At 45.6% G+C, this 20,073-nt stretch carries 22 protein-coding genes and 1 tRNA gene; 7 read left to right on the top strand and 16 right to left on the bottom strand.

Annotated elements, in window-relative coordinates:
* Window positions 1-214 precede the first annotated feature (214 nt).
* From H3H32_RS10615 to H3H32_RS10555, 13 genes are all read right to left on the bottom strand, one after another.
* The gene (locus H3H32_RS10615) at window positions 215-754 is read right to left on the bottom strand and encodes a helix-turn-helix domain-containing protein (protein WP_182462640.1); all 540 of its coding nucleotides are present in this window, start codon (window positions 752-754) and stop codon (window positions 215-217) included.
* Window position 755: 1 nt separating this feature from the next.
* A complete protein-coding gene (locus tag H3H32_RS10610; protein ID WP_182462639.1) occupies window positions 756-1,103 on the bottom strand; it encodes a hypothetical protein in 348 nt (115 codons plus the stop codon).
* 270 nt (window positions 1,104-1,373) lie between these two features.
* Window positions 1,374-1,667: a hypothetical protein gene (locus tag H3H32_RS10605; RefSeq protein WP_182462638.1), complete on the bottom strand. Its 294-nt coding sequence runs from the start codon at window positions 1,665-1,667 to the stop codon at window positions 1,374-1,376.
* Between the two features lie 507 nt (window positions 1,668-2,174).
* The gene (locus H3H32_RS10600) at window positions 2,175-2,387 is read right to left on the bottom strand and encodes a hypothetical protein (protein WP_182462637.1); all 213 of its coding nucleotides are present in this window, start codon (window positions 2,385-2,387) and stop codon (window positions 2,175-2,177) included.
* Between the two features lie 128 nt (window positions 2,388-2,515).
* Entirely contained in the window at window positions 2,516-2,815 is a 300-nt protein-coding gene (locus H3H32_RS10595; RefSeq protein WP_182462636.1) for a hypothetical protein, read from the bottom strand.
* A gap of 58 nt (window positions 2,816-2,873) precedes the next feature.
* Complete coding sequence (locus tag H3H32_RS10590) at window positions 2,874-4,073, bottom strand: site-specific integrase (RefSeq protein WP_182462635.1); 1,200 nt, start codon at window positions 4,071-4,073, stop codon at window positions 2,874-2,876.
* A 257-nt stretch (window positions 4,074-4,330) separates the two neighbouring features.
* Window positions 4,331-4,417, bottom strand: a tRNA-Ser gene (locus H3H32_RS10585).
* Between the two features lie 82 nt (window positions 4,418-4,499).
* Window positions 4,500-5,600, bottom strand: a complete 1,101-nt coding sequence (locus H3H32_RS10580) for an asparaginase (RefSeq protein WP_182464313.1) — start codon at window positions 5,598-5,600, stop codon at window positions 4,500-4,502.
* Between the two features lie 76 nt (window positions 5,601-5,676).
* Window positions 5,677-6,486: a TatD family hydrolase gene (locus H3H32_RS10575; protein WP_182462634.1), complete on the bottom strand. Its 810-nt coding sequence runs from the start codon at window positions 6,484-6,486 to the stop codon at window positions 5,677-5,679.
* Window positions 6,487-6,563: 77 nt separating this feature from the next.
* Complete coding sequence (locus H3H32_RS10570; protein ID WP_182462633.1) at window positions 6,564-7,580, bottom strand: glycosyltransferase; 1,017 nt, start codon at window positions 7,578-7,580, stop codon at window positions 6,564-6,566.
* On the bottom strand, window positions 7,567-8,214 hold the full coding sequence (locus tag H3H32_RS10565; RefSeq protein WP_182462632.1) for a polysaccharide deacetylase family protein: 648 nt from the start codon (window positions 8,212-8,214) through the stop codon (window positions 7,567-7,569). The genes H3H32_RS10570 and H3H32_RS10565 overlap by 14 nt, the downstream gene beginning before the upstream one ends.
* A 76-nt stretch (window positions 8,215-8,290) precedes the next feature.
* Window positions 8,291-9,421, bottom strand: a complete 1,131-nt coding sequence (locus H3H32_RS10560; protein WP_182462631.1) for a glycosyltransferase family 2 protein — start codon at window positions 9,419-9,421, stop codon at window positions 8,291-8,293.
* Between the two features lie 105 nt (window positions 9,422-9,526).
* Complete coding sequence (locus H3H32_RS10555; RefSeq protein WP_182464312.1) at window positions 9,527-10,498, bottom strand: lysylphosphatidylglycerol synthase domain-containing protein; 972 nt, start codon at window positions 10,496-10,498, stop codon at window positions 9,527-9,529.
* A 47-nt stretch (window positions 10,499-10,545) separates the two neighbouring features.
* Here H3H32_RS10555 and ruvC point away from each other — a divergent pair, with 47 nt between their 5' ends.
* The 6 genes from ruvC to H3H32_RS10525 all read left to right on the top strand — a co-directional run bounded on the left by ruvC (window position 10,546) and on the right by H3H32_RS10525 (window position 15,291).
* Window positions 10,546-11,136: a crossover junction endodeoxyribonuclease RuvC gene (gene ruvC, locus H3H32_RS10550; protein ID WP_182462630.1), complete on the top strand. Its 591-nt coding sequence runs from the start codon at window positions 10,546-10,548 to the stop codon at window positions 11,134-11,136.
* A gap of 84 nt (window positions 11,137-11,220) precedes the next feature.
* Window positions 11,221-12,333: a sensor histidine kinase gene (locus H3H32_RS10545; protein ID WP_182462629.1), complete on the top strand. Its 1,113-nt coding sequence runs from the start codon at window positions 11,221-11,223 to the stop codon at window positions 12,331-12,333.
* The gene (locus tag H3H32_RS10540; RefSeq protein WP_182462628.1) at window positions 12,330-13,073 is read left to right on the top strand and encodes a LytR/AlgR family response regulator transcription factor; all 744 of its coding nucleotides are present in this window, start codon (window positions 12,330-12,332) and stop codon (window positions 13,071-13,073) included. The genes H3H32_RS10545 and H3H32_RS10540 overlap by 4 nt, the downstream gene beginning before the upstream one ends.
* A gap of 118 nt (window positions 13,074-13,191) precedes the next feature.
* Entirely contained in the window at window positions 13,192-13,950 is a 759-nt protein-coding gene (locus H3H32_RS10535) for a dioxygenase family protein (protein WP_182462627.1), read from the top strand.
* An 84-nt stretch (window positions 13,951-14,034) separates the two neighbouring features.
* A complete protein-coding gene (locus H3H32_RS10530) occupies window positions 14,035-14,562 on the top strand; it encodes a hypothetical protein (RefSeq protein WP_182462626.1) in 528 nt (175 codons plus the stop codon).
* Between the two features lie 6 nt (window positions 14,563-14,568).
* Complete coding sequence (locus H3H32_RS10525; protein ID WP_182462625.1) at window positions 14,569-15,291, top strand: pirin family protein; 723 nt, start codon at window positions 14,569-14,571, stop codon at window positions 15,289-15,291.
* Between the two features lie 23 nt (window positions 15,292-15,314).
* Here the strand turns inward: H3H32_RS10525 and H3H32_RS10520 are convergent, their stop codons facing one another.
* Complete coding sequence (locus tag H3H32_RS10520; RefSeq protein ID WP_240543740.1) at window positions 15,315-16,163, bottom strand: toxin-antitoxin system YwqK family antitoxin; 849 nt, start codon at window positions 16,161-16,163, stop codon at window positions 15,315-15,317.
* A gap of 96 nt (window positions 16,164-16,259) precedes the next feature.
* On the opposite strand from H3H32_RS10520, the gene H3H32_RS10515 reads away from it, so the two are divergent.
* Complete coding sequence (locus H3H32_RS10515) at window positions 16,260-16,682, top strand: secondary thiamine-phosphate synthase enzyme YjbQ (protein WP_182462624.1); 423 nt, start codon at window positions 16,260-16,262, stop codon at window positions 16,680-16,682.
* Between the two features lie 83 nt (window positions 16,683-16,765).
* On the opposite strand, the gene H3H32_RS10510 is transcribed toward H3H32_RS10515, so the two are convergent.
* Window positions 16,766-17,650, bottom strand: a complete 885-nt coding sequence (locus tag H3H32_RS10510) for a hypothetical protein (protein ID WP_182462623.1) — start codon at window positions 17,648-17,650, stop codon at window positions 16,766-16,768.
* Window positions 17,651-17,871: 221 nt separating this feature from the next.
* Window positions 17,872-19,908 carry a thioredoxin domain-containing protein gene (locus tag H3H32_RS10505; RefSeq protein ID WP_182462622.1) on the bottom strand — a complete coding sequence of 679 codons (2,037 nt, stop codon included), beginning with the start codon at window positions 19,906-19,908 and terminating at the stop codon, window positions 17,872-17,874.
* Window positions 19,909-20,073 lie beyond the last annotated feature (165 nt).

Genomic DNA, 20,073 nt, shown 5'->3' with positions numbered 1-20,073 from the left:
AATAATTTTCCTAAAGTCAATACTTTAGGAAAGTAAAACACTAATATTCTTCATAAAGTACAACGAATTATTGGTAATTCGCATATTTATTTTCCCTTGGGCACAAAAAAGCCAGTCCCCACCCATTGCGGAAGCTGGCAACAAAAGCCACTACCCATCCCTGAGTAGGGGCGATAAACGCGAAAGCCAGCCCCACAGGGTCAATCAAAAATAATTATAACTGCCCCTTTAAGCGAAGGATTTCAACAACGGTGGAGGGAATTTTTCTAACTCCGGACTCCCAATCCTGAACGGTGCGTTTTGCTGAATTGCCCAGAAACTCGCCAAACTGTTCCTGAGTTAATCCGAGGTTGCTACGAATACTTTTCAAACGTTCACTATCAACTTCCTGTTGAACGGGATCGGTGTATTGTACTTTCTTGTTGCCCGGGAAAAGATCAATGACCTTGTCAAGCAATTTGTCAATTAGATACTTAACCAATGCCTCACGCTCTTTCCTGGCATCTTTGTAGGCAGCTCCGCCGTTCTCCCATACAGAATAGCGGTGTCCTGTATTTAAAACGCCCTCGTAATGGGGTTGAGTAGGAAACACGACAGGATCAAGCATGGGAGCGCTGGTTATTTGAGCAGATGGCCCTAATCGTTTAAACGAACTGTCTTCATTTTGAACGACTAAATAGAGCGAATCACCTTCAATTTCAACCAAAAACGTTTGCCCGTGATGCTGCATGTAGACACGTGATGAGTAAGCCATATTAGTAAGCGATTGATAAGTTGAATTGACTAGCAATTTGAGAAGCGATAGTAGAGGTGTTGCCCATGAACGAGACTTTACGAGCATCAAGGTTAACAAATACCTTGTCTGACTTTTTACCGCGAAACGTAACTTCAACTTTCTTTTCAGAAGCAATCCAGCCAAAGCAGGCAGGAATTGAATCAGAGAAAGTTTTTACAAGCTCAGCAGTCAGGGCAACGGCTGGCGCTTTTGCTTGCGCCCATGCTTGTTTCATAGCAACAGAAAGCAACTCACTGTATTTAGCAACTTTATAAAACCGATTTGCCTTAACCAATTTGTGAGCGATCGACATTACCTGAGATTTCATCGTCGTGTTTGTTTGTGTTATTGATGAATCAAAGGTACGCATTGCGTGCTTTCGTGTCAAGTAAAAGTTGAATTATTTGTACGCATTGCGTGCTAATTTTATTAAACGGCAAAAAAGAAAGCCACTACCCATCCCTGAGTAGGGGCAAAAAAACAGAGGGTGTGCCATGATGATCTGATCAATGCGCCCAGGATTTCCTTCTGTTTCTTTTTAGTTAAGCGAACGGACATAGCTAGTAAATCAAACAGCCTATTGTGATGCCATTTATAGCTATCTAGGATCAGGTTCGTTAAAATAATAATATGCCATACCACTGTGGCCACCACTCCCATCTGGCAAATCATCAATGTAGAGTTGGTTGTTCGCCAACATTTCTGTCACGTCTTCCTCTGTAAGACCCGAATCTGCTAGACCCCTGTAATCCTCACTTACTAATTCATCATGTGTAGTTCCGTCGTCGTGAATAAACACCTGAAAATTTGTAAGCTTGGGATCGGCTTTAAATTCATCTACCCAAAATTGTAACCTGAAATTTGCGTCTGGGCCTGCTAGTGATGTTTTCATTTTCTTTTTTTTATTGTAAAGGACTAGCCCTCAGAACGTAATCTTTTTACGTCATTCAGAATTATTTATCAGAACCCTGAGCCGTGGACTTTCGATCCCATCGGCAGGCGTGGGGGAAAAGGTGGTGGTGATAAACGCGAAAGCCACGCCTGATCAGGGCAAAAAAATACCCCGGAGGGCGTACCATTCCGGGGGCTGGCGAATGCTTCGCTTTTACACGTCACGCCTGTTAGTGTTAAATAGAGTGTTCTTGCCCGCGCCCGGGCTTACTTTTCATGGCGGTTTGGTGGCCTCCCACTACTAACGGGCTTTCGCCATTCCTCTGCTCTCCAGGCAGCTAACCAGATTCACAAAGTTTACCACTGATTGTCTCTCTATTTGCACAACGGGACAGATTCGAACTATCATCAACGGTTTTGGAGACCGCTATTCTACCCTTGAACTACCGAGGTGTGTAACATGACAAAGATAATTATTTTTCTGTATGCAATAGCATACCTAATTTTTCTAAATCAGGTCATTGATCAGCGACCGACGCAACTGATCGAGCTTATCAAGTTCTTCAGCACTAAAATAGCGCCCCTGAGTTCCTTTGAGTTTATTGCTCAGCTCTGCCCGTGTCGCTTTCGTGTTTTCGCCGTATAACTGTTCGGCTACCCACGATTTTTTAATGGCCCGATGCGTAAGGAATTTATGTACTGATTGTTCGATGATGGTCACTCTATTCCGTTTTTAGGGGAATATAAGAGTGTCGCACGAGGGGTAAATGGGGAAGAAAACGGGATGTATGCAAGTGCATACGATGAGGGTGTAAAAAGAGTACCCCGCACTTGTGGGGCACTCCTCTCCTACTCCGCTGGATTGGCGACCAACATCCACTGAGGATTATTCACCTCAACCTGTTGCCAGGTCAACGACTTGTTAATTTGATCTATACTAAGTAGCAACTCATCGACCAGATCAACAGGCGTATATCGTTCAGCATAAGCGTAAAACTTACCTTCATAATGAGAATAAAAGCCTTCCTGGATGTGCTCATTTATTAAGAGCACAAGGGGTAATCCGCCGTATTTCTGGGTTCGTTTGGGTGGCTTCTTATCGGAAGTGTACCAAACAAAAGGTTTAACATTTTCAGGTGAGGGTGACATAGTTAGATTTGAGGTATTAAGTTGCAAAAGTGACCTTTTTTAAGTATAAATACACAAACTATTCCATCAGTAGGTCTTTAGGGAACTCAGAAATCAGTCGCTTTGATTTAATTTTTCGATAAGGCGTGAGCTCTTTGGGGTCTTTCTGTCCCATTGCAACAATGGTTGCCTCATCACTCATCATAATTTCATTGATACACCAGTCAGCAAAGGTTTTTCGGGCTGTGTGGGTCGTGATTCGCTTCTTAATGCCAAGCAAAAACATGATATCTTTCAGATAGGTATTGTACCGCTGATTGGAAGGCAATGGAAGTTTAACGCCGTTATATTTGACCATCAATTCATTTACAATCGGGGTTACGGGTACTATATACTCGGTACCCGTTTTATTGCGATTGCCGACAATACAGCGTTTACCTTCCTTTACCTGTAGATTTTCGGGGCTCAGATCCTTTAGGTCCTGATAGGCAAGTCCGGTATAGCAGGCAAAAATAAAGCAGTCGGCAATGGCCCGAAGTTGCGGCATTAAAGGGGCACTCCGCACAATCTGCACCTCCTCCTGGCTAAGACATTCCAGGTTTGGGGTTTTATCTACCCGAATGCGGGTATTGAGCAAAGGGTTAATTTTGATAAGTCCAGTACCGGCAGCCCACAACAAAATTGTTTTGACAACCTGGCGCGATTTGTCGGCCGTCCGATCCGAATTTTTCCGATCTACCATCAGATAGGTCTTATAATTCTCCAGTAATTCGGGAGTGAATTCTTCTGCGGGAAGATTCAAGTAATTGAATTTTGTCAGGAAGGCGGTAAACGGACGAAACTTAAACTGATATGTTGCAATTGTGTTCTCATTGCCTCGTTTGTCAGTTCGATCCTTGATGAAAGCATCCATCAGTAACGGCAAGGTCGGTCGGACTCTGGTTTCACCAAAAAACAAGAGCTTTAGCTGTCTCCCATTCATGGTGATATCAAAGCCTTCATGCTGGGCATATAGTTTATTTAGCTTTTCTTCGCACTTGCCAATGGCTTTATTTATGACTAACGCCTGATCGGATACCCGGCGAACGCGTTGTTCTTTGGCGTCCCAATGCTTGGCTTTTATCATCATCACTTTGGGTAGTCGTAGCCCCGACACAGAGGTGACAGCCCCCAAAACAACACGCTCTTTATTGATTGTTACCTGAACGTAGATTGATCCTATCGTATCGTCAACCGTAGATGGTCGAAAATAGAAATTTATGTGCATGGTGTTGGTCATATCTTACGGGATTTAGGTGTATTGTGTAATTTTTTCACCTAAAAGTACCAGATATAAGGAGAGATTAAAAAAAGTGATTGAGCAAACGGAAAGTATTTCTTCCGGGTACTGTAACAAAAATTGCAGTACCCGCCCTTGTGTCCTAGTCGTAGGATTTTAGGATATGGCGTAGCGTAGTCGAAATGGGCTTTAAACAGAAAACCCGCTGGTTTCTAGCGGGTTTTGTAGTGGCAGAAGATGCATTTGCCTTTAAGATGCAGAGAGCGAGGGATTCGAACCCCCGGTACCCTTGCGAGTACTTCTGATTTCGAATCAGACCCATTCGACCACTCTGGCAGCTCTCTGTTTGGTCGTCCGACGCGAATCGGAGTGCAAAGATGCAGGATTGATTGTAAAAACGCAATATGTAATCCGCAAAAAAAATACCTATTCGCTCATTTCACCGCTAATCGGTTCAGCCAGAAGGGTTCGTAAACGGATTGATGCAGCTACTCCACGGTCACTTTCACGACCGAGTAACACCATAAGCTTGGTAATTGCGGCTTCAGTCGTAATATCAGCGCCACTGACCACGCCAATTTGCAGAAGTTGCTTGCTGGTTTGGTACTGCCCTTGTGTAACACGCCCTCCTTCGCATTGCGACACATTGAAGACCAATACTCCCCGATCAATAGCTTCTTTGAGGGTATCCAAAAACCAGCTATCGGTAGGGGCATTACCCGCCCCGAAAGTTTCAAGTACTATTCCGCGCAAATTAGGGATGTTTACAATCGATTCGACGACCGCCTGTGTAATGCCTGGAAAGAGTTTCAGAATCGTTACGCTCGAATCCAGTGCAGTTCTTATGATAAGCGACTGGTCGGGCTGGTAAGCACGGATGAATGGTCGGTTATAATCAATACGAACACCTGCTGTAGCCAGGTGAGGGTAATTTTCCGAAGCAAAGGCGTTAAATTGAACACTTTCCCGCTTCGTAGACCGATTCCCTCGTAACAGTAGGGAGTTAAAATACACACACACCTCCGACACAACCGGGCATTTATTCCCCTCAGCATCGGTATCTACAGCCGCTGCAATTTCAAGCGCTGTGATAAAATTCTCACGTGCATCGCTTCGGGCTACCCCAATTGGCAGTTGCGCGCCAGTAAGAATAACGGGTTTATTAAGCCCATCCAGCATAAAACTCAATGCCGATGCGGTATAAGACATCGTATCGGTGCCATGCAGAATAACAAAGCTGGTATACTGGTCGTAATTCGTCTGAATAATACGCGCCAATTCAACCCATGCATCGGGCTTCATATTCGACGAGTCAATGATCTCGGGCAGGGTCAACAGTGTTATATCAAAGTCAAGCCGATTTAGTTCAGGTAAACGGTCAAGTACTCGCTCAAAATCGAACGGAACAAGCTGACTGGCTTTTGTATCATAAACCATCCCAAATGTACCGCCAGTATAAATGACTAATACAGACGAACGAGAGCTTTTGACCGAGGTTGGATTAATGTGAATGGTTCTATAATTCATGCGCAAAAACTGGATAATCGAAGGTTGCTCCTCCTTGAACTGGAGTAATTGTGGTTTCATTTTAAGGTATGCCTTACTAATTGCCAGGAAGCAAATTGGCATATAAAGCAGGCAATAACGATACGGCATTAGCGGTTGTATGCCGGGCAACATCATCAATGTGTACTTGCTTGATGTCGGCAATTCGCTGGGCAATAAGTCGAATGTAAGCAGGTTCGTTGCGTTTTCCGCGATGGGGAACAGGAGCCAGATAAGGCGCGTCGGTTTCCAGAACGAGGTGTTCTAAACTAATATGAGGAAGCACCTTGTCGAGTCCTCCATTCTTGAAGGTACACACTCCCCCAATGCCTAGCTTAAAGCCTAACTCAATGGCTCGGTTGGCTTCATCAAGGGTACCGACAAAGCAGTGAAAAATGCCCGTCAAATTTGGCAAGGCTAACTTTTCAATCAAATCGGCAGCTTCGGCAAAGGCGTTTCGATCATGCCCTGATCGGGTATGCATCGAAACCGGCAATTTCTGTTCGGAGGCCCAGCGCAATTGGCTTTCGAACGCCACGAACTGCTGATCTACGTAAGTCATATCCCAGTAGAAATCCAGCCCGATTTCGCCAACAGCCATAAACGCCGTTTTATTCAGCTGCTCATTAACAACGGCAAGCTCCTGCTCGAACGTATCATTCACGTAAGCCGGGTGCAAACCCATCATGGGCAAACAACGATCGGGGTATTGGCCAGCAAGGTCCATCATACCGGGTATTGTTTCAGTAGCACAGTTTGGCATCCAGATTTGGCTAATCTGTTGCATCTCGGCCCGCTCAAGCATCGCTTTTTGCTCGTCGGCAAACTGCTGATCATAAATATGAGCGTGGGTATCAATTAAAATCATTGGAAGTAAGTTGTCAGTCGATAGTCAAGAGGCACAAGTTTGAGGATACACATCCACTAACGACTCTTGGCAATCGCCTAATTATAGGTTCGTCCTTTCCACTCAACCGTCGTAGGTAACAGGTAGAAGACGACCGATATTGGCCCGACGATGAGTTGGTAAATCTCAAAAAGCAACGCATACGGCCACAACTTGGTTTGCTTCAGACGACTTAATCCAAACGAAAGTACCATCGTTTGGATGAACAATTTGACCAGATACAGGCCTAAAGCCAACACGGGGGCAACAAAAGCCAGCCCGACTAACAGTGGAGCGGCCAGGTATTGCAGGTATAACAGGCTAACCATCCAGATTGGTAAACTGGTTGCGCCCCGCATCCATCGTTTACGCTGCTGCAGGAAAGCTGAAACAGTCTCAACGGGCTTAGTATGAGCCAAGACCCGCTCATCCAGTAAATTTCGGAATCCATAACCTTGCCGAATGATGGCCTCAAAGAGCGCGTAGTCTTCCGTTACTGAGAACGGAATCGACTCATATCCTCCAACGGCATCGTACGCTTGCCGACTCACGGCCATATTATTGCCCATTGCGGTAATGGGAATCCCCACACTACTCACTAAATGGGTTAGCGTCAAATTATAGAGCCAGTCGATTTTTTGCAGTTTATGAAATAGTCGTGGGCCTTCGGGTAAGGTAACGCCAGTAACAACGCCCACATTTCCGTTAAACTGTCGGCTCATTTCGGCAAGCCAGCTCGGCGGAACCTGCGTATCAGCATCGGTGAAAAACAAGATTTCTCCCTGTGTCTGGCGCACCAGCTGAGCCAACACATTCGCCTTTCCCGCTAATCCAGGAACGGTTTGTGTAATAGAGATTAATCGAAAATCAGGATGGTTGTCGATAAACTGAGTTGTCCGTTCGGCCGTTTGATCGGTAGACTGATCATCGCCAATTACCACCTCAACGGTACCGGGACTAAACTTAAGTTGATCAATCGCCGAAAGACACTCCTGAATCGCTGCCTCTTCATTACGAGCAGCAATCAGGATACTACTTGACGGTCGATTTGAGACAGGCTGGTTAATATCCAGCATAAACAGGTTGGGGAACAGCCCGGAACGAATAGCCTCGTTCCGAAAAATGAGCCAGCATTCGGGGCAACACTTTTCGCATAGTAGGCCAGGCCTTCAGGCTATCATGAAACACCACAATAGAACCGGGTTTGGTGTATTGAATTGTTTTTTTCAGGCACACCTCAGCAGGCAGATTACGGTCGAAATCACCCGTAAGAACATCCCACATAACGATGGAATAATTTTCCATAACCTGGGCAGCCTGTGTCTTTTTAATTCGCCCGTAGGGTGGGCGAAACAGCGATGTTTCTACCCCTAAGTGCTCCTGGCATTTTTGGATATTTTCCAGATAAACCGCATCATCTGTTTTCCAGCCATTCAGATGGTTAAACGTATGATTGCCGACCATATGCCCCGCTTCGAGTACTTTGTAAAGCATATCCCGGTGCTTACGAACGTTGTCGCCAATGCAGAAAAACGTTGCCTGAGCCGAGAATTTATCCAATTGCCCCAGCACAAACTCTGTAACCTCGGGAATAGGTCCATCGTCGAACGTCAGATAGATTGTCGGTTCGGACTCATCTTCGATCTTCCACCAGCATTCAGGATAGACTGTTCGAAGTAGAAAGTTTGACTTATGCAGAAAAAAAGACAAAATAGTTTACGGTTTATAGTTTACGGTCTACAGTTAGTGGATTCATGACGAACCGTAAACTATAAACCAAACCTGTTCAACTTAACTTGCGGTCTTTCCAGACATACCCTTTTCCCTGGGCAGCTAACCCGAAGAAAATAACGTACAGCGGGTAAATCAATTGCGTCAGTGGAATGACCCTGACTGACATTTTTTTTTGTAAAAAAACAAGAATCTGTCGTAAAAACAAAAACTCAGGTACTGCTTTTAATCCTATAACTACAAGAGCCGTATTTCCGTTTAAAAATCCAGCTAACCAGCCCACTATGGCTACCACAGGAACGCTATTACTTAGAAAAACGAAAATGGCCAGCAACGAAGGCAGGTAACTCTCGTAAGCACGCCATTTGCTCGCCCATCGTTTCCGCTGATTATAAAATGCCCGCAACGACCGGTGGGGTTGTGTGCGAACAATGGCCTCTTCACTTTTCAAAAACCGAACGCCATCCGGATAGCGGGCAGCAATCTTATGCATCAGGAACTCATCATCGCCAGAGGCCAGATGATCAACACCCGCAAAACCACCTACTTCGGTAAATATTTCCTTTACGTAACAAAGATTGGCTCCGTTGCACATGGTCGGAAAACCTAACGACATGGTGCAGGCTCCTGTACCAATCAGGCTCGAAAACTCTACGGTTTGTAAGGAGTCAAAAATGCCTTGTTCGGTTGTAAAGGTTACCGGTCCCGAAATCAATCGAGCGCCAGTTTGCTGATAAAAAGAGGCTATCGTCGTCAACCAGTTGGGACCAACCCGGCAATCGCCGTCGGTTGTAACAATCAGATCACCTGCCGCCAGCCTGATGCTTTGCGTAATGGCTCGTTTTTTGGGTGACGCCGTTTTCTCATTGGCTAAAGCAAGTGGCCGCAAGGTAAAAGAGGCTCGCTGAGCATATTGCTGGACAATTGAGAATGTGGCATCGGTCGACGAATCATCAGCAACAATTACCTCAAAGTTTTGGTACGATTGTCGGTTAAGATCGTCAAGCAGGTTTCCAATCTGCTCCGCTTCGTTGCGGACTGGAATAACGACGGTTATAAAAGGCAACGTTTTGGCGTCTGTTTCTATAAGTTGAGGTAGAACACGCGGAATTCGTAACCAGGCAACCCATAGCGTAAGCGTAAACAACGCATATAGTAGACTAACTGTAAGTAAAAAGAATGTCATTAACGTTACCGATGTAATGAATAATGACTAATGTACAATGGATAATGTTGGCGATCGGTGATTATCCATTGTACATTAATCATTAATCATTATTCATTGATTGCTTTACCGGTTAATTTTCAGTTTCCACACCCAGATCAGGCCCACCAACACAGGCGTCAGAATATTTACCAGCCAGAGTGCCAGGGTTGCTGTGAGTAATACTGGAGCTGCTGCATTATGCGTTTGTTCGAAGGGAGAAAAAACCCATAAAGCAGCAGCTTCCCGAACACCCAAATCGCTCAGTAAATTGAAAGCAGGCGTAACCGTTTTTACCAGAAATACCAGTCCAATGCCAGAAGCCGAAATGGCGGTCGGTAATGCAATTCCCACCAAACGTAAGGCGCAGTAAAACTGCACCGAAAAAATGACATATCGCAAGGAGGCCACGCCTAAGGCTAACCCAATCTCGGCGTTTGTGTATATGCCAGCCACCTTCCAATAGGTAGCAAAGCGCGCTAACGAACGTCGCGACGAAAGCCATTGAACCAGTCGGCGACGCACTAATCCAAACCCGATCCCGCCGAACGATAGTATGCTTAGGCCAATGAGTAAGCCTTTTCCCGTTGGTGTATTTCGTTCAGGTACGATTTCCAGATGTTTAGCCCAAGCTAGTGTTCCAAATACGAGAGCTACGTAAAATTGCATCCCCCCAGATACTAATGACGCCCCGATTGCTTCGGCCCGATGGGTATGCACGGATAATACACGCCCAGCCGTATCGCCTAATTGTGCAGGCAAGGCAAAACCCAACGAAACACCCGTCAGGACGCCCCGATAAGCCTGCCAGAAGGACGTTTTTTCAACGCGTTGGAGCAAAATCTGCCATTTGAGCGCTTCAAATCCCCAGTTCATAGGCGTCAAAAAGAGCAACCCGAGCGCCCATCGTTCGGGATGGTCAACTGTCCGGAATTGCGTTTTTACTATTTCCCAATTGAATGGTTGCTGTCGAACAACATGAGCGATGTAGGCCAGTAGCCCCGAAAAAACGACAACTTTAGCCCAAAAGACGATTTTTTTATTCGGTTTCAGCGTCAATACGTAGGAGAACACGTTACTTTGTACAAGAGCCCAACGCCCAGTTTATGATTACAGCACCGACTTCATCTACCCTTACCAAAGAAAAAATTATTCTCGGTGTCGATCCCGGAACCCAAATTGCTGGCTATGGCATCATTTCGGTAAAAGCGGGCGCCATGAGTATGATGCAGTATGGCGTGGTTCAATTGACCAAATATAGCACTTACCAACTGAAGCTACAGAAACTGTACGAAACCATTCTCCGTTTAATCGACGAATACCATCCCGACGAGATGGCTATTGAAGATCCGTTTTTCGGAAAAAATGTACAGGCCATGCTTAAACTTGGGCGAGCACAGGGCGTTGTGATGGCTGCTGCCTTGTCTCGCAATATCCCCATTGTTGAGTATGCTCCTCGCCGAATTAAGCAGTCGGTAACGGGTAATGGAAATGCCTCTAAAGATCAGGTATCGCAAATGGTAAGTCATTTGCTGAAAGAAGATTTAGACCCTCAATACTTCGACGCTACGGATGCGCTGGCGATTGCCATTTGCCATCATTTTCACGAAAATGCATTGCCTGTGGCTCCGGGCAAAAAAACGAAAAAAGGTGCCTGGGGCGCCTTCGTCAGCGAGAATTCAGGGCGAGTGATGTAGCTATTCACCGACACATTTTGCCTGCTGACCACAATTCTAGCTACAGACCAACCGAGTTAGCCGATTGAGGAGTAATTTCCCTGCATGAATAATCGGCTTTCGACCATCGCCATTCATGTCCTTGGTTGTCTCACCTTTCTGGCCCTACCCTATATTTTTGCGTCGAATGGATTGGCAAAGCTGGCTGAACTCCCTCGAAATCCGCATGAGCAACGCAACCTGGTTTCGTATTTATTGACGATTGCTTTTTTCTACGCGAACTACTACATCCTGATTCCAAAGCTGTTTTTTCACCGAAGCTATGTTCTCTATGCATTAGCTTCGCTAGGCTGCTTTTTGTTGATTGAAAGTGCGCTTGTCGTGATCAACAAACAAGGATTGGGTTCATCTGTGAGGCAACCAGAACCTCCTCCTGGCGAACGAATGGAACACCGGTCCCCACCACCCTTCCCCAACGGAGAGCGCCATCCTTTCCCGTCAGAGGGGTTTCCAAATCCAGGTCCTGAACGATATAATTTGCCTTCGGAGCTTAGTCAGACGTTTTTTCTGACGCTGGTTGGCTTTCTGCTGGCGCTGGCTATCCGCATTAATAATCGATGGCGGGAAACCGAACAGGAAAAAATTCAGACTGAACTGTCGTATCTCAAAGCCCAGATTAACCCCCATTTTTTATTCAATACGCTCAACAGCATTTATTCATTGGCCATTGTCGAATCGCCCCCAACGGCCGATGCCATTGTTAAACTATCTTCGTTTTTACGCTACGTTATTCAGGAGTCCCAGAAAAATCTGGTTTCACTCCGAAACGAGCTAGATTATATTGATCAATATATTGCCCTCCAAAAGCTGCGGCTGGGCGATACAGCTCAGATTAATTTTACAGTTGCAGGTCATGCCAATGGTAAGCAGATTGTGCCCCTACTCCTGATTTCGTTCATCGAAAACGCATTCAAATACGGTGTCAGTCCGGAAGAGCCATCGACTATCGACATTTCGATTTTTCTTAAAGGCGACGAACTTCATTGTTTCGTAGCCAATAAGAAAGTACGTGTCTTTCAGCCAACGGCGGTTGCTAGTGGCATTGGGCTGACCAATACGCAGGCTCGTTTACAAATCCTGTATCCTGAACGGCATCGCCTGATTATCACGGACAAACCGGACAGTTTCACAATCGATTTATCCATTACTCTCTCATGATACGTGCCATTGCCCTGGACGACGAACCACCTGCTTTACGGGTGCTCACCCACTTCTGCCAGCAAGTAGACTTTATCGATCTGCAAAAAACCTTTACGCGTACCGATGAAGCCTTGCGGTATATCGAGCAATTTCCAGTCGATCTACTGTTTCTGGATATCAACATGCCGTCGATGTCGGGCATTGACTTTTACAAGGCTATTGGTTCAGCTTCGGAAGATCGGTCGTCACCCACTCTACCGGCGAATCGTATGGTTATTTTCACCACGGCCTACGCGGAATATGCGGTGGAAGGCTTCACCCTAAACGCGGTCGATTATCTGTTAAAGCCATTTACGTTCGAGCGTTTTTTACAGGCCACGAATAAAGCGGCTGATTTCTACCGCTGGCAGCAACATTCCGATAAGGTCCACGAAGCCTACATTTACGTCCGAGCCGATTACACCTTACACAAAATTGCGTTGGCCGATATTTTATTCATTGAAGGTTTAGACGATTATTTAAAAATTCACTTTCAATCCGAAAAGGGTGCCGCGAACCGACCTATTGTTGCCCGAATGACCATGAAAGCGATGCTGGAACGACTCCCCAGCGATCGATTCAGCCGGGTCCATCGCTCTTATATCGTTCCCTTACAACGCATTGAGGCCGTTCGAAACAAAACTATTTTACTGGAAGGTCGTGAGATTCCGATTGGTGCCAGCTACGAAACCGACTTACTAAACCGGCTCGGACAATAAACCTTATGTTTACCGACACAAACGGACTGTTTACCGCAAACCCTACTAACAAAGCAACATTAAAGAGAATCGCTGCGTACTAGCTGGTATAAATCAACTTCCTGTTTAATCCTATAGTATGGAACGCAAAGAGTTTTTGAAACGTGGTTTTGGTAGTTTATTAGGCATCGCTGCCGTTGCACCGCTTGTTGGAGGCTGCTCATCCTCAACCATTGATCCGGCGTCGACCACAACAACGAGTTCGGGCACCAGCACATCAACCGGCTCGACCAATGGAAGTTCATCAAGCAATTGTAGCGTTACCCCCAGCGAAACGGAGGGACCTTTTCCTACTAAAGTTCCTGCTAATTTCGTCCGAAAAGACATCACGGATGGTCGAACAGGCGTAGCGTTTACTATGAATATCACGATCAAAAATGCCAACAACAGCTGTGCTGCTTTGTCGGGCGCGCTAGTTGATGTCTGGCATTGCGATAAAGACGGCTATTATTCGGAATACGGTGGAACGGGGATGCAAAGCGTTAATTTTACGACTGTCGACTTCCTGCGCGGTCGACAAACAACCGACAGCAATGGGTTAGTCTCGTTCACGTCTATTTTCCCAGGATGGTATGCAGGTCGGGCTCCTCACGTTCACGTACATATTTATAACTCAGCCGGAAAGTCGTTGCTCGTGACCCAAATTGCCTTCCCGTACGACATCACGACCATTGTTTATACAACTGCTCAGTCGTATGGGTACACGAAAGGCGTTCAGGATACTAAAAATGAATCGGATAACGTATTTTCGGATGGCTTTACAACCGAATTAGCGACCGTTTCGGGAAGTATATCGGGTGGGTATACGCTTACCCATACGATTGTCGTAAGCGCTTAAGTTAGTTACGATGTACGAATTACGGTGTATGAATTAGTACTGAAGCGCACCGTAATTCGTACATCGCACATCGTAAATCATTTTATGAGTAAAGGGATCATTCGCCTGAGTTATCGGAAAATTATCGATGTTACGTCTCAGAAGCCCTGGGACAAATTCGTTTTTGAGGATACCTACATGGAGTTCTACATGCAGGCACAGTATTATAACCAGGAAGCTAACTACAGTACTTTTCAGGAATTACTGGACAACGTTCCCAACGCCGATAAACTCCATCAGTTGACCAGTAGGGCGGCTATTGGGTATATCCGGCAGTTGAATCAGATCATCCCAGATATTGCAAACAGCTCCGGAAAACTGTGTCTTCCCTTTACGCAATTCAAGTTTGAGATTATCCAGTCGCATGTTCAGGCCAAAGATGCGCATCGAATAGCCATTGTATTCTACAGTGAACCGCTCACCTGGATCGACACCGTTCATGATCGGTTACTCATTGCGTACGGTGATCAACGGGAAGCATTACAGGCAAGCAACGACCTAGAAACGGACTTCATTGCGCTGCAACCGTATCTGAGCATTTCGTCGTATCAGCAGGCCAACTTATCAGTTTAAGCTTCTATGGATAACCAAACGCAGGCCCAGCTCTACCTGGCCGATCAGAGAGGCTGCTCCCAAATTGAGTATTTTCGAAGTTTTCACGGGTTTAATTTTGGCAGCTATGTGAGCGAACATAGAACACCGTTTGGTGCCCTGAAACTCCTGAACGACGATACGTTAAAGGCCGGCAGTACGATTAGTATGCAGGTCGAAGAAAACACAACCGTCATGCTGCTTCCAGTGGCTGGTGGACTTGAATTCAAAAGTAGTCTGGAGGCTGGGTTTCTGGAAGCGGGGCAGGTTCAGATTTTGTCGCTGGCGGCTGGTATGAGCTACGAGGTCAGCAATCCATACGAAACGGAGCTTATTAATTTTATCCAGATCTGGCTGACGGATCAATCCAATGAGTTGGCACCCGCTAGCCATCAAACAAATTTTGATCTGACCAACAAAAATCAGCTCCTTCCCCTAGTAGCCATTAATACCGACGATCAGGCTAACCATTGCCAGCATATTGGTTTTATTGGTAGCTATACTGGCCGGGAAGAAGCTGTTTATCAGACAAGAAAAGCGGAAAATGGCGTCTTCGTGTTTGTTTTAAACGGTGCATTCGAAGTACAGAATCGGCTGCTTCACGAACGCGACGGACTCGCGTTATCGTCTATACGAAACGGTGAAGTTGATTTTGAGGCTTTATCTAACGAAGCTCTCCTCTTATTATTGGAAGTCCCGATGTATAGTTAGTAAGCAAGCAGAATTAGAGGCACTTACAGCCGATAACTCATATAGCATTGTACGCCTGAAGTTGTTCGATAAATTGACAAAACGCAGGTTGATGAGGTGGCTTCTCCATCATTGATGGCAGGTTTCCAGTTTAATTTTTCGGGAGTCCACTCGGGCATGTTTCGAATTACCTGCTGGACATAATTGCCAACAGCGGGCACCTGCGACTCATAATAGGGAGCTGTATAAACAGACACGCTAACCCGAATTACCTGACCTATCTCATTGATTGTCAACGACGCATTGACTCGTCTTACCCGCTCTCCATCCAGTACGGTTGCCAATTTTTGGCCCAAGTAGTTCTGTAAATCTTTGGGTTTACCCAAAAACTTCGCTGGTTGGTAAAACGGTTCGCATTGTTGCTCTACTCCATCCAGCGTATAACACTTACTCTTGGTAAGGCGCCCACTCTTATAAAACTCTTTGCGCTTGATAGTGCCATCTTCATAAAAAGCCATGAAGGGCCCATTTAGCACATCCTCCTTATATTCGCAGTTTATGTATAACTGGCCGGAAGGATACATAATTTTGGTAGGTCCGTGATGAATTATCCGGCTTATACTATCCAGTTGAAACCCGTTAGCGAGCGTTTTGGGCAATAAGGTATAGGAATCGGTTCGGAATAGGATGCCATTTTTCCGGTAAATCCGAACAGTAAAGTACTGGTTATGTTTTCCAAAGTACAGGATTTCTTCATTGTAGTCAGCAAACTCATGACGAACTGAATATGCAAGTCCAGTATGAGCAGAATCTGCCTGTGCCCATACCGGTTGACTTACTAACCAAAACATCAGGAAGCTTAGGCCATTGAGCCAATACTTCTCGTTGAGCATAATCCTCATTTCACAACTATATAAGCTTTACGCAATCACAACTGATGAGTGCCTAAGATAGTTATTCTTCCAATAGTGCACCATTAACTTTCCATTATGGCCGTCTACCAACGCACCCTTCACTTACCCGCTTACGCTCGTGGCTTTCATCTGATCACCCGACTTATTGAACGGGAATTTACTGATCTACAACGAATTCGGGTTGGCCTGTTGCATGTGTTTATTAAACATACATCAGCTAGTTTGACCATCAATGAAAATGCGGACCCAACCGTTCGGGGCGACTTTGAGCGATTTTTCAATAAGACCGTCCCTGAAAATGAACCTTACTTTCAGCATGATTACGAAGGCTCCGACGATATGCCTGCCCATTTAAAAGCCGCCATGCTTGGCCATTCGGTAACCATTCCAATCACAAACGGGAAACTAAATTTAGGTACATGGCAGGGTATTTACCTGGGCGAGCACCGCAATGATGGCGGCCGACGAACGCTGGTCATAACGGCCTGGGGAGAATAGGAAATGGCGCCTGGTTTTAATAAAACCAGGCGCCATTTCCTATACATAACTATTAATCAATTGCTAAGTTGAGAGTTATGCGTTTAGTAACTTTCATATTCAAAAGTTAATGTCTCAACTACATTACCGCCAGTAGTCGTGATACGCCTGATTGGCAAATTGTTAACATTGTACGTGTACGAATAGAAGGTCGTGGTACTACCTGCTACGGCTGAGGTTACATTATTCTGACTCATATTCAACGAGTTATCAATTCCACCGTAATAGGTGTAAAAGGGGCCAAGCACTCCCGATCCTGCAAAAGGAAGAAATACACCTGGGGCCGGAATGACAAATACGCCATAAAACGGATTTATTTTATCGTCGAATGTATAGGTGGTGTTTACAGATCTACCATACACTGGCGGGAAAGTCGATGGCTCACCTATACGTCTTACCGTAAATTTCTCAGAGGACGAGGTCAGGTTACTTCCTGTAAAGGTAAACGAACCACCTCCGCTGGACACCAGACCGCCTACTGCAATTGCTTTAGTATAGGTTGAGACCTGATTAGCCGTATTATATTGAAGGCCAATCGTATAGGTGGATGGTGAATTCAGCAATCCCGACAGTTGCCCGGCTGAATTGTACGAAAACATGTAAGTTTCAGTAGTTGATCCGCGCCTAACCACCGAGTGTTGTGCCTGCGTAAGCCGACTTTGACTATCATATTGGAAAACTGTGTTCTCTACAGAAGTTGTACTACTATCAAGAGCCTGGTATCCAATAATCAGACTAAGACGTCCTTGTGCATCGTATTTAAATGCGCTCACCTTAGATGTATTACTACCTCCATCCTGAGTTATCGTTTTTATCCGAATTCGACTATCTCCGGGCGCAATCGCTGGATTTAGATGATCCTTACACCCAAAAAAGCCCACCAAAAGGAGCAGAACACAAAAGCTTTGCAGTAAACGTGTAGTATTCATAGCAGTATAGTGGTAAACTATTATGTTTCAAGTTATACACTTAAGACTGTATCAAATAAGCGTCTATTTATCAGAGCTATAAAACAGTAGCGCTTAGTTGATTTAGACTATACTAATCTGCTATGAATGCATTTAATTTCCTAGTCAATTTCAATATCTTTTTGGACAAAATACAGAGCAAGTACACAAAGTACACGATACCAGCTATAATGAGTCGCAAGTCAGTGCAATAGCTGCCATACTTCCTCTACACTTGTTACGGGTAGCTGGCAAGCGCGGTTATAGCAGACATAAATCGCCGTTTCTCCGTTTACTAAATCCCGTTGTTCTAGTAAGGGCAGATTACTTTTTTCAGATGTACCACTCAGGACTTTGTTCGGATAAAACTCCGCATCAAGCTCAGCTCTAAACTGGTCTGCTTTGGGGCCAACAATCGCAATTTCAGCAGTAGGTCGTGAACGCAGGGCAAACTGAGCGGCCCAGTTAGTGAGGTAATCGGCATTTTGTTGCACAAGCGGTTGCATCCGTCCCAACATCTGATCGGTCCGTTCGACATATTCAGGCCGGTCAAGTAACAGGCTCAGCGTATAGAGATTTTCGGCCATCATCGAGTTGGATGATGGTATCACATTGTCGAACAACTCTTTTCGGCGGGCAATCAACTCTTCTCCATTTTTATCAGTAAAGAAAAAAAGGACTTCGGGACCCGTTAACTCATCTTCAGACGCGTCGCTAAAATTAGCCAATACGTATTTTGTTAGCTGATCAGCTTCAGAAAGCCAGCTCTCAGCAAAAGTAGCCTGATAGAGAGCCAATAATCCATCAATGACCGCAGCGTAATCGTCCAGGAAACCAGCCTGACGGGCACGGCCCAATTTGTATGTATGCCAGAGTCGCCCATTTCGACTATCCCGCATTTTTTTTAATAAAAAGTAAGCTAACCGAAGCGCAAGTGTCAAAAATTCAGGCTCACCGAAAACGCGGTAAGCAGTTGCCAACCCTTTTAGCATCAGACCATTCCACGAACACAGAATTTTGTCGTCCAGCCCAGGTCGTATACGTGTATCCCGCACTTGCAGTAGTCGGATATGGGTGGCATCTAAACGAACGTTCAGGTCGGCCAGTGACCAACCCATCCGCTCAGCAAACGCTTCGTCCGACTCAGTACGGTGCAGAATATTCGTATGTTCCCAGTTGCCGGTGTCGGTCAGGTTGTATAATTCAGCGAACCAGTCATAATCTGGCCCTAGTATTTCCTTCAACTCCGGCGTGGTGAAGGTGTAAAACTTACCCTCTACACCTTCGCTGTCTGCATCCAAAGCCGAATAGAATCCGCCTTCCGGGCTAAGCAGCTCCCGTTGTGCAAAGCCAATGGTCTGATAAACCACATGTTTATAGAGTGGGCTTTTCGTTAAACTATACGCTTCTCCATATAAAGAAAGGAGTTGACCGTTGTCGTACAGCATCTTTTCAAAATGGGGAGCCAACCAGTCACCATCTGTCGAATAACGGGCAAAACCGCCCCCAAGCTGATCATAAATACCGCCTAAAGCCATCCGATCAAGTGTCAGTTTCACCTGATAAAGAGCAGCCTCATTTCCGGTCGCCTTATAATAGCGTAACAGGAATCGCCAGATACTTGGCATCGGAAACTTCGGTGCCCGACGCATACCTCCCTTTTCATCATCCGCTTTCACTGCCACTTTTCGATACAGCACATCGATCGTTTCGGGCGCAAACAAAGGATCATTTTGAGTTAGTCCATAGCGCTCGGCATCGGTCAGGTTCAGCTCTCTGGCAAACCCCTCTGCCGATTGCGTTAAATCCTGCCGGTGTTCCGCAAAAGCAGACCGAATACTATCGAGTAAATTGACCCAGTTCTTTTTGGGTAGATAAGTCAACCCGTAGAAGGGCTTGGCATCTGGCATCAGAAAGACGTTGAGTGGCCAGCCACCCTGCACGCCCATTGCCTGCACCGCATCCATATAGATAGCGTCAACATCCGGTCGTTCTTCACGGTCAACTTTAATGCAGACGAAATTCTGATTCATCACGTCGGCCACGTCTTCTTTCTCAAAGGACTCCCGCTCCATCACATGACACCAATGGCAAGCCGAGTAGCCGATGCTAACGAGAATCGGTTTGTCTTCGGCAATGGCTTTATTGAGCGCTTCTTCGCCCCAAGGGTACCAGTCAACTGGATTTTCGGCGTGCTGAAGTAAATAAGGGCTTGTTTCGTATTGGAGTTGATTGGGCATAATCAGTAAGTAGTCAATAGCCGTCAGGCAACAGTCAGAAATGGTCAGGCTTCGTTAAACCCGTAATCCTGCTTCGATCGGAATATAGTTTTAAGGAGAAGTCAAGACTAGTGCTTTTCCAAAATAGTTTTTTTTGATTCTACCAGATTCTTTTGATACTAGATG

It is taken from the genome of Spirosoma foliorum (assembly GCF_014117325.1).
Taxonomy (GTDB): Bacteria; Bacteroidota; Bacteroidia; order Cytophagales; family Spirosomataceae; genus Spirosoma; species Spirosoma foliorum.
Note: the sequence above shows the minus strand (reverse complement) of the source record. Positions and strands in the feature narration are given on the sequence as shown.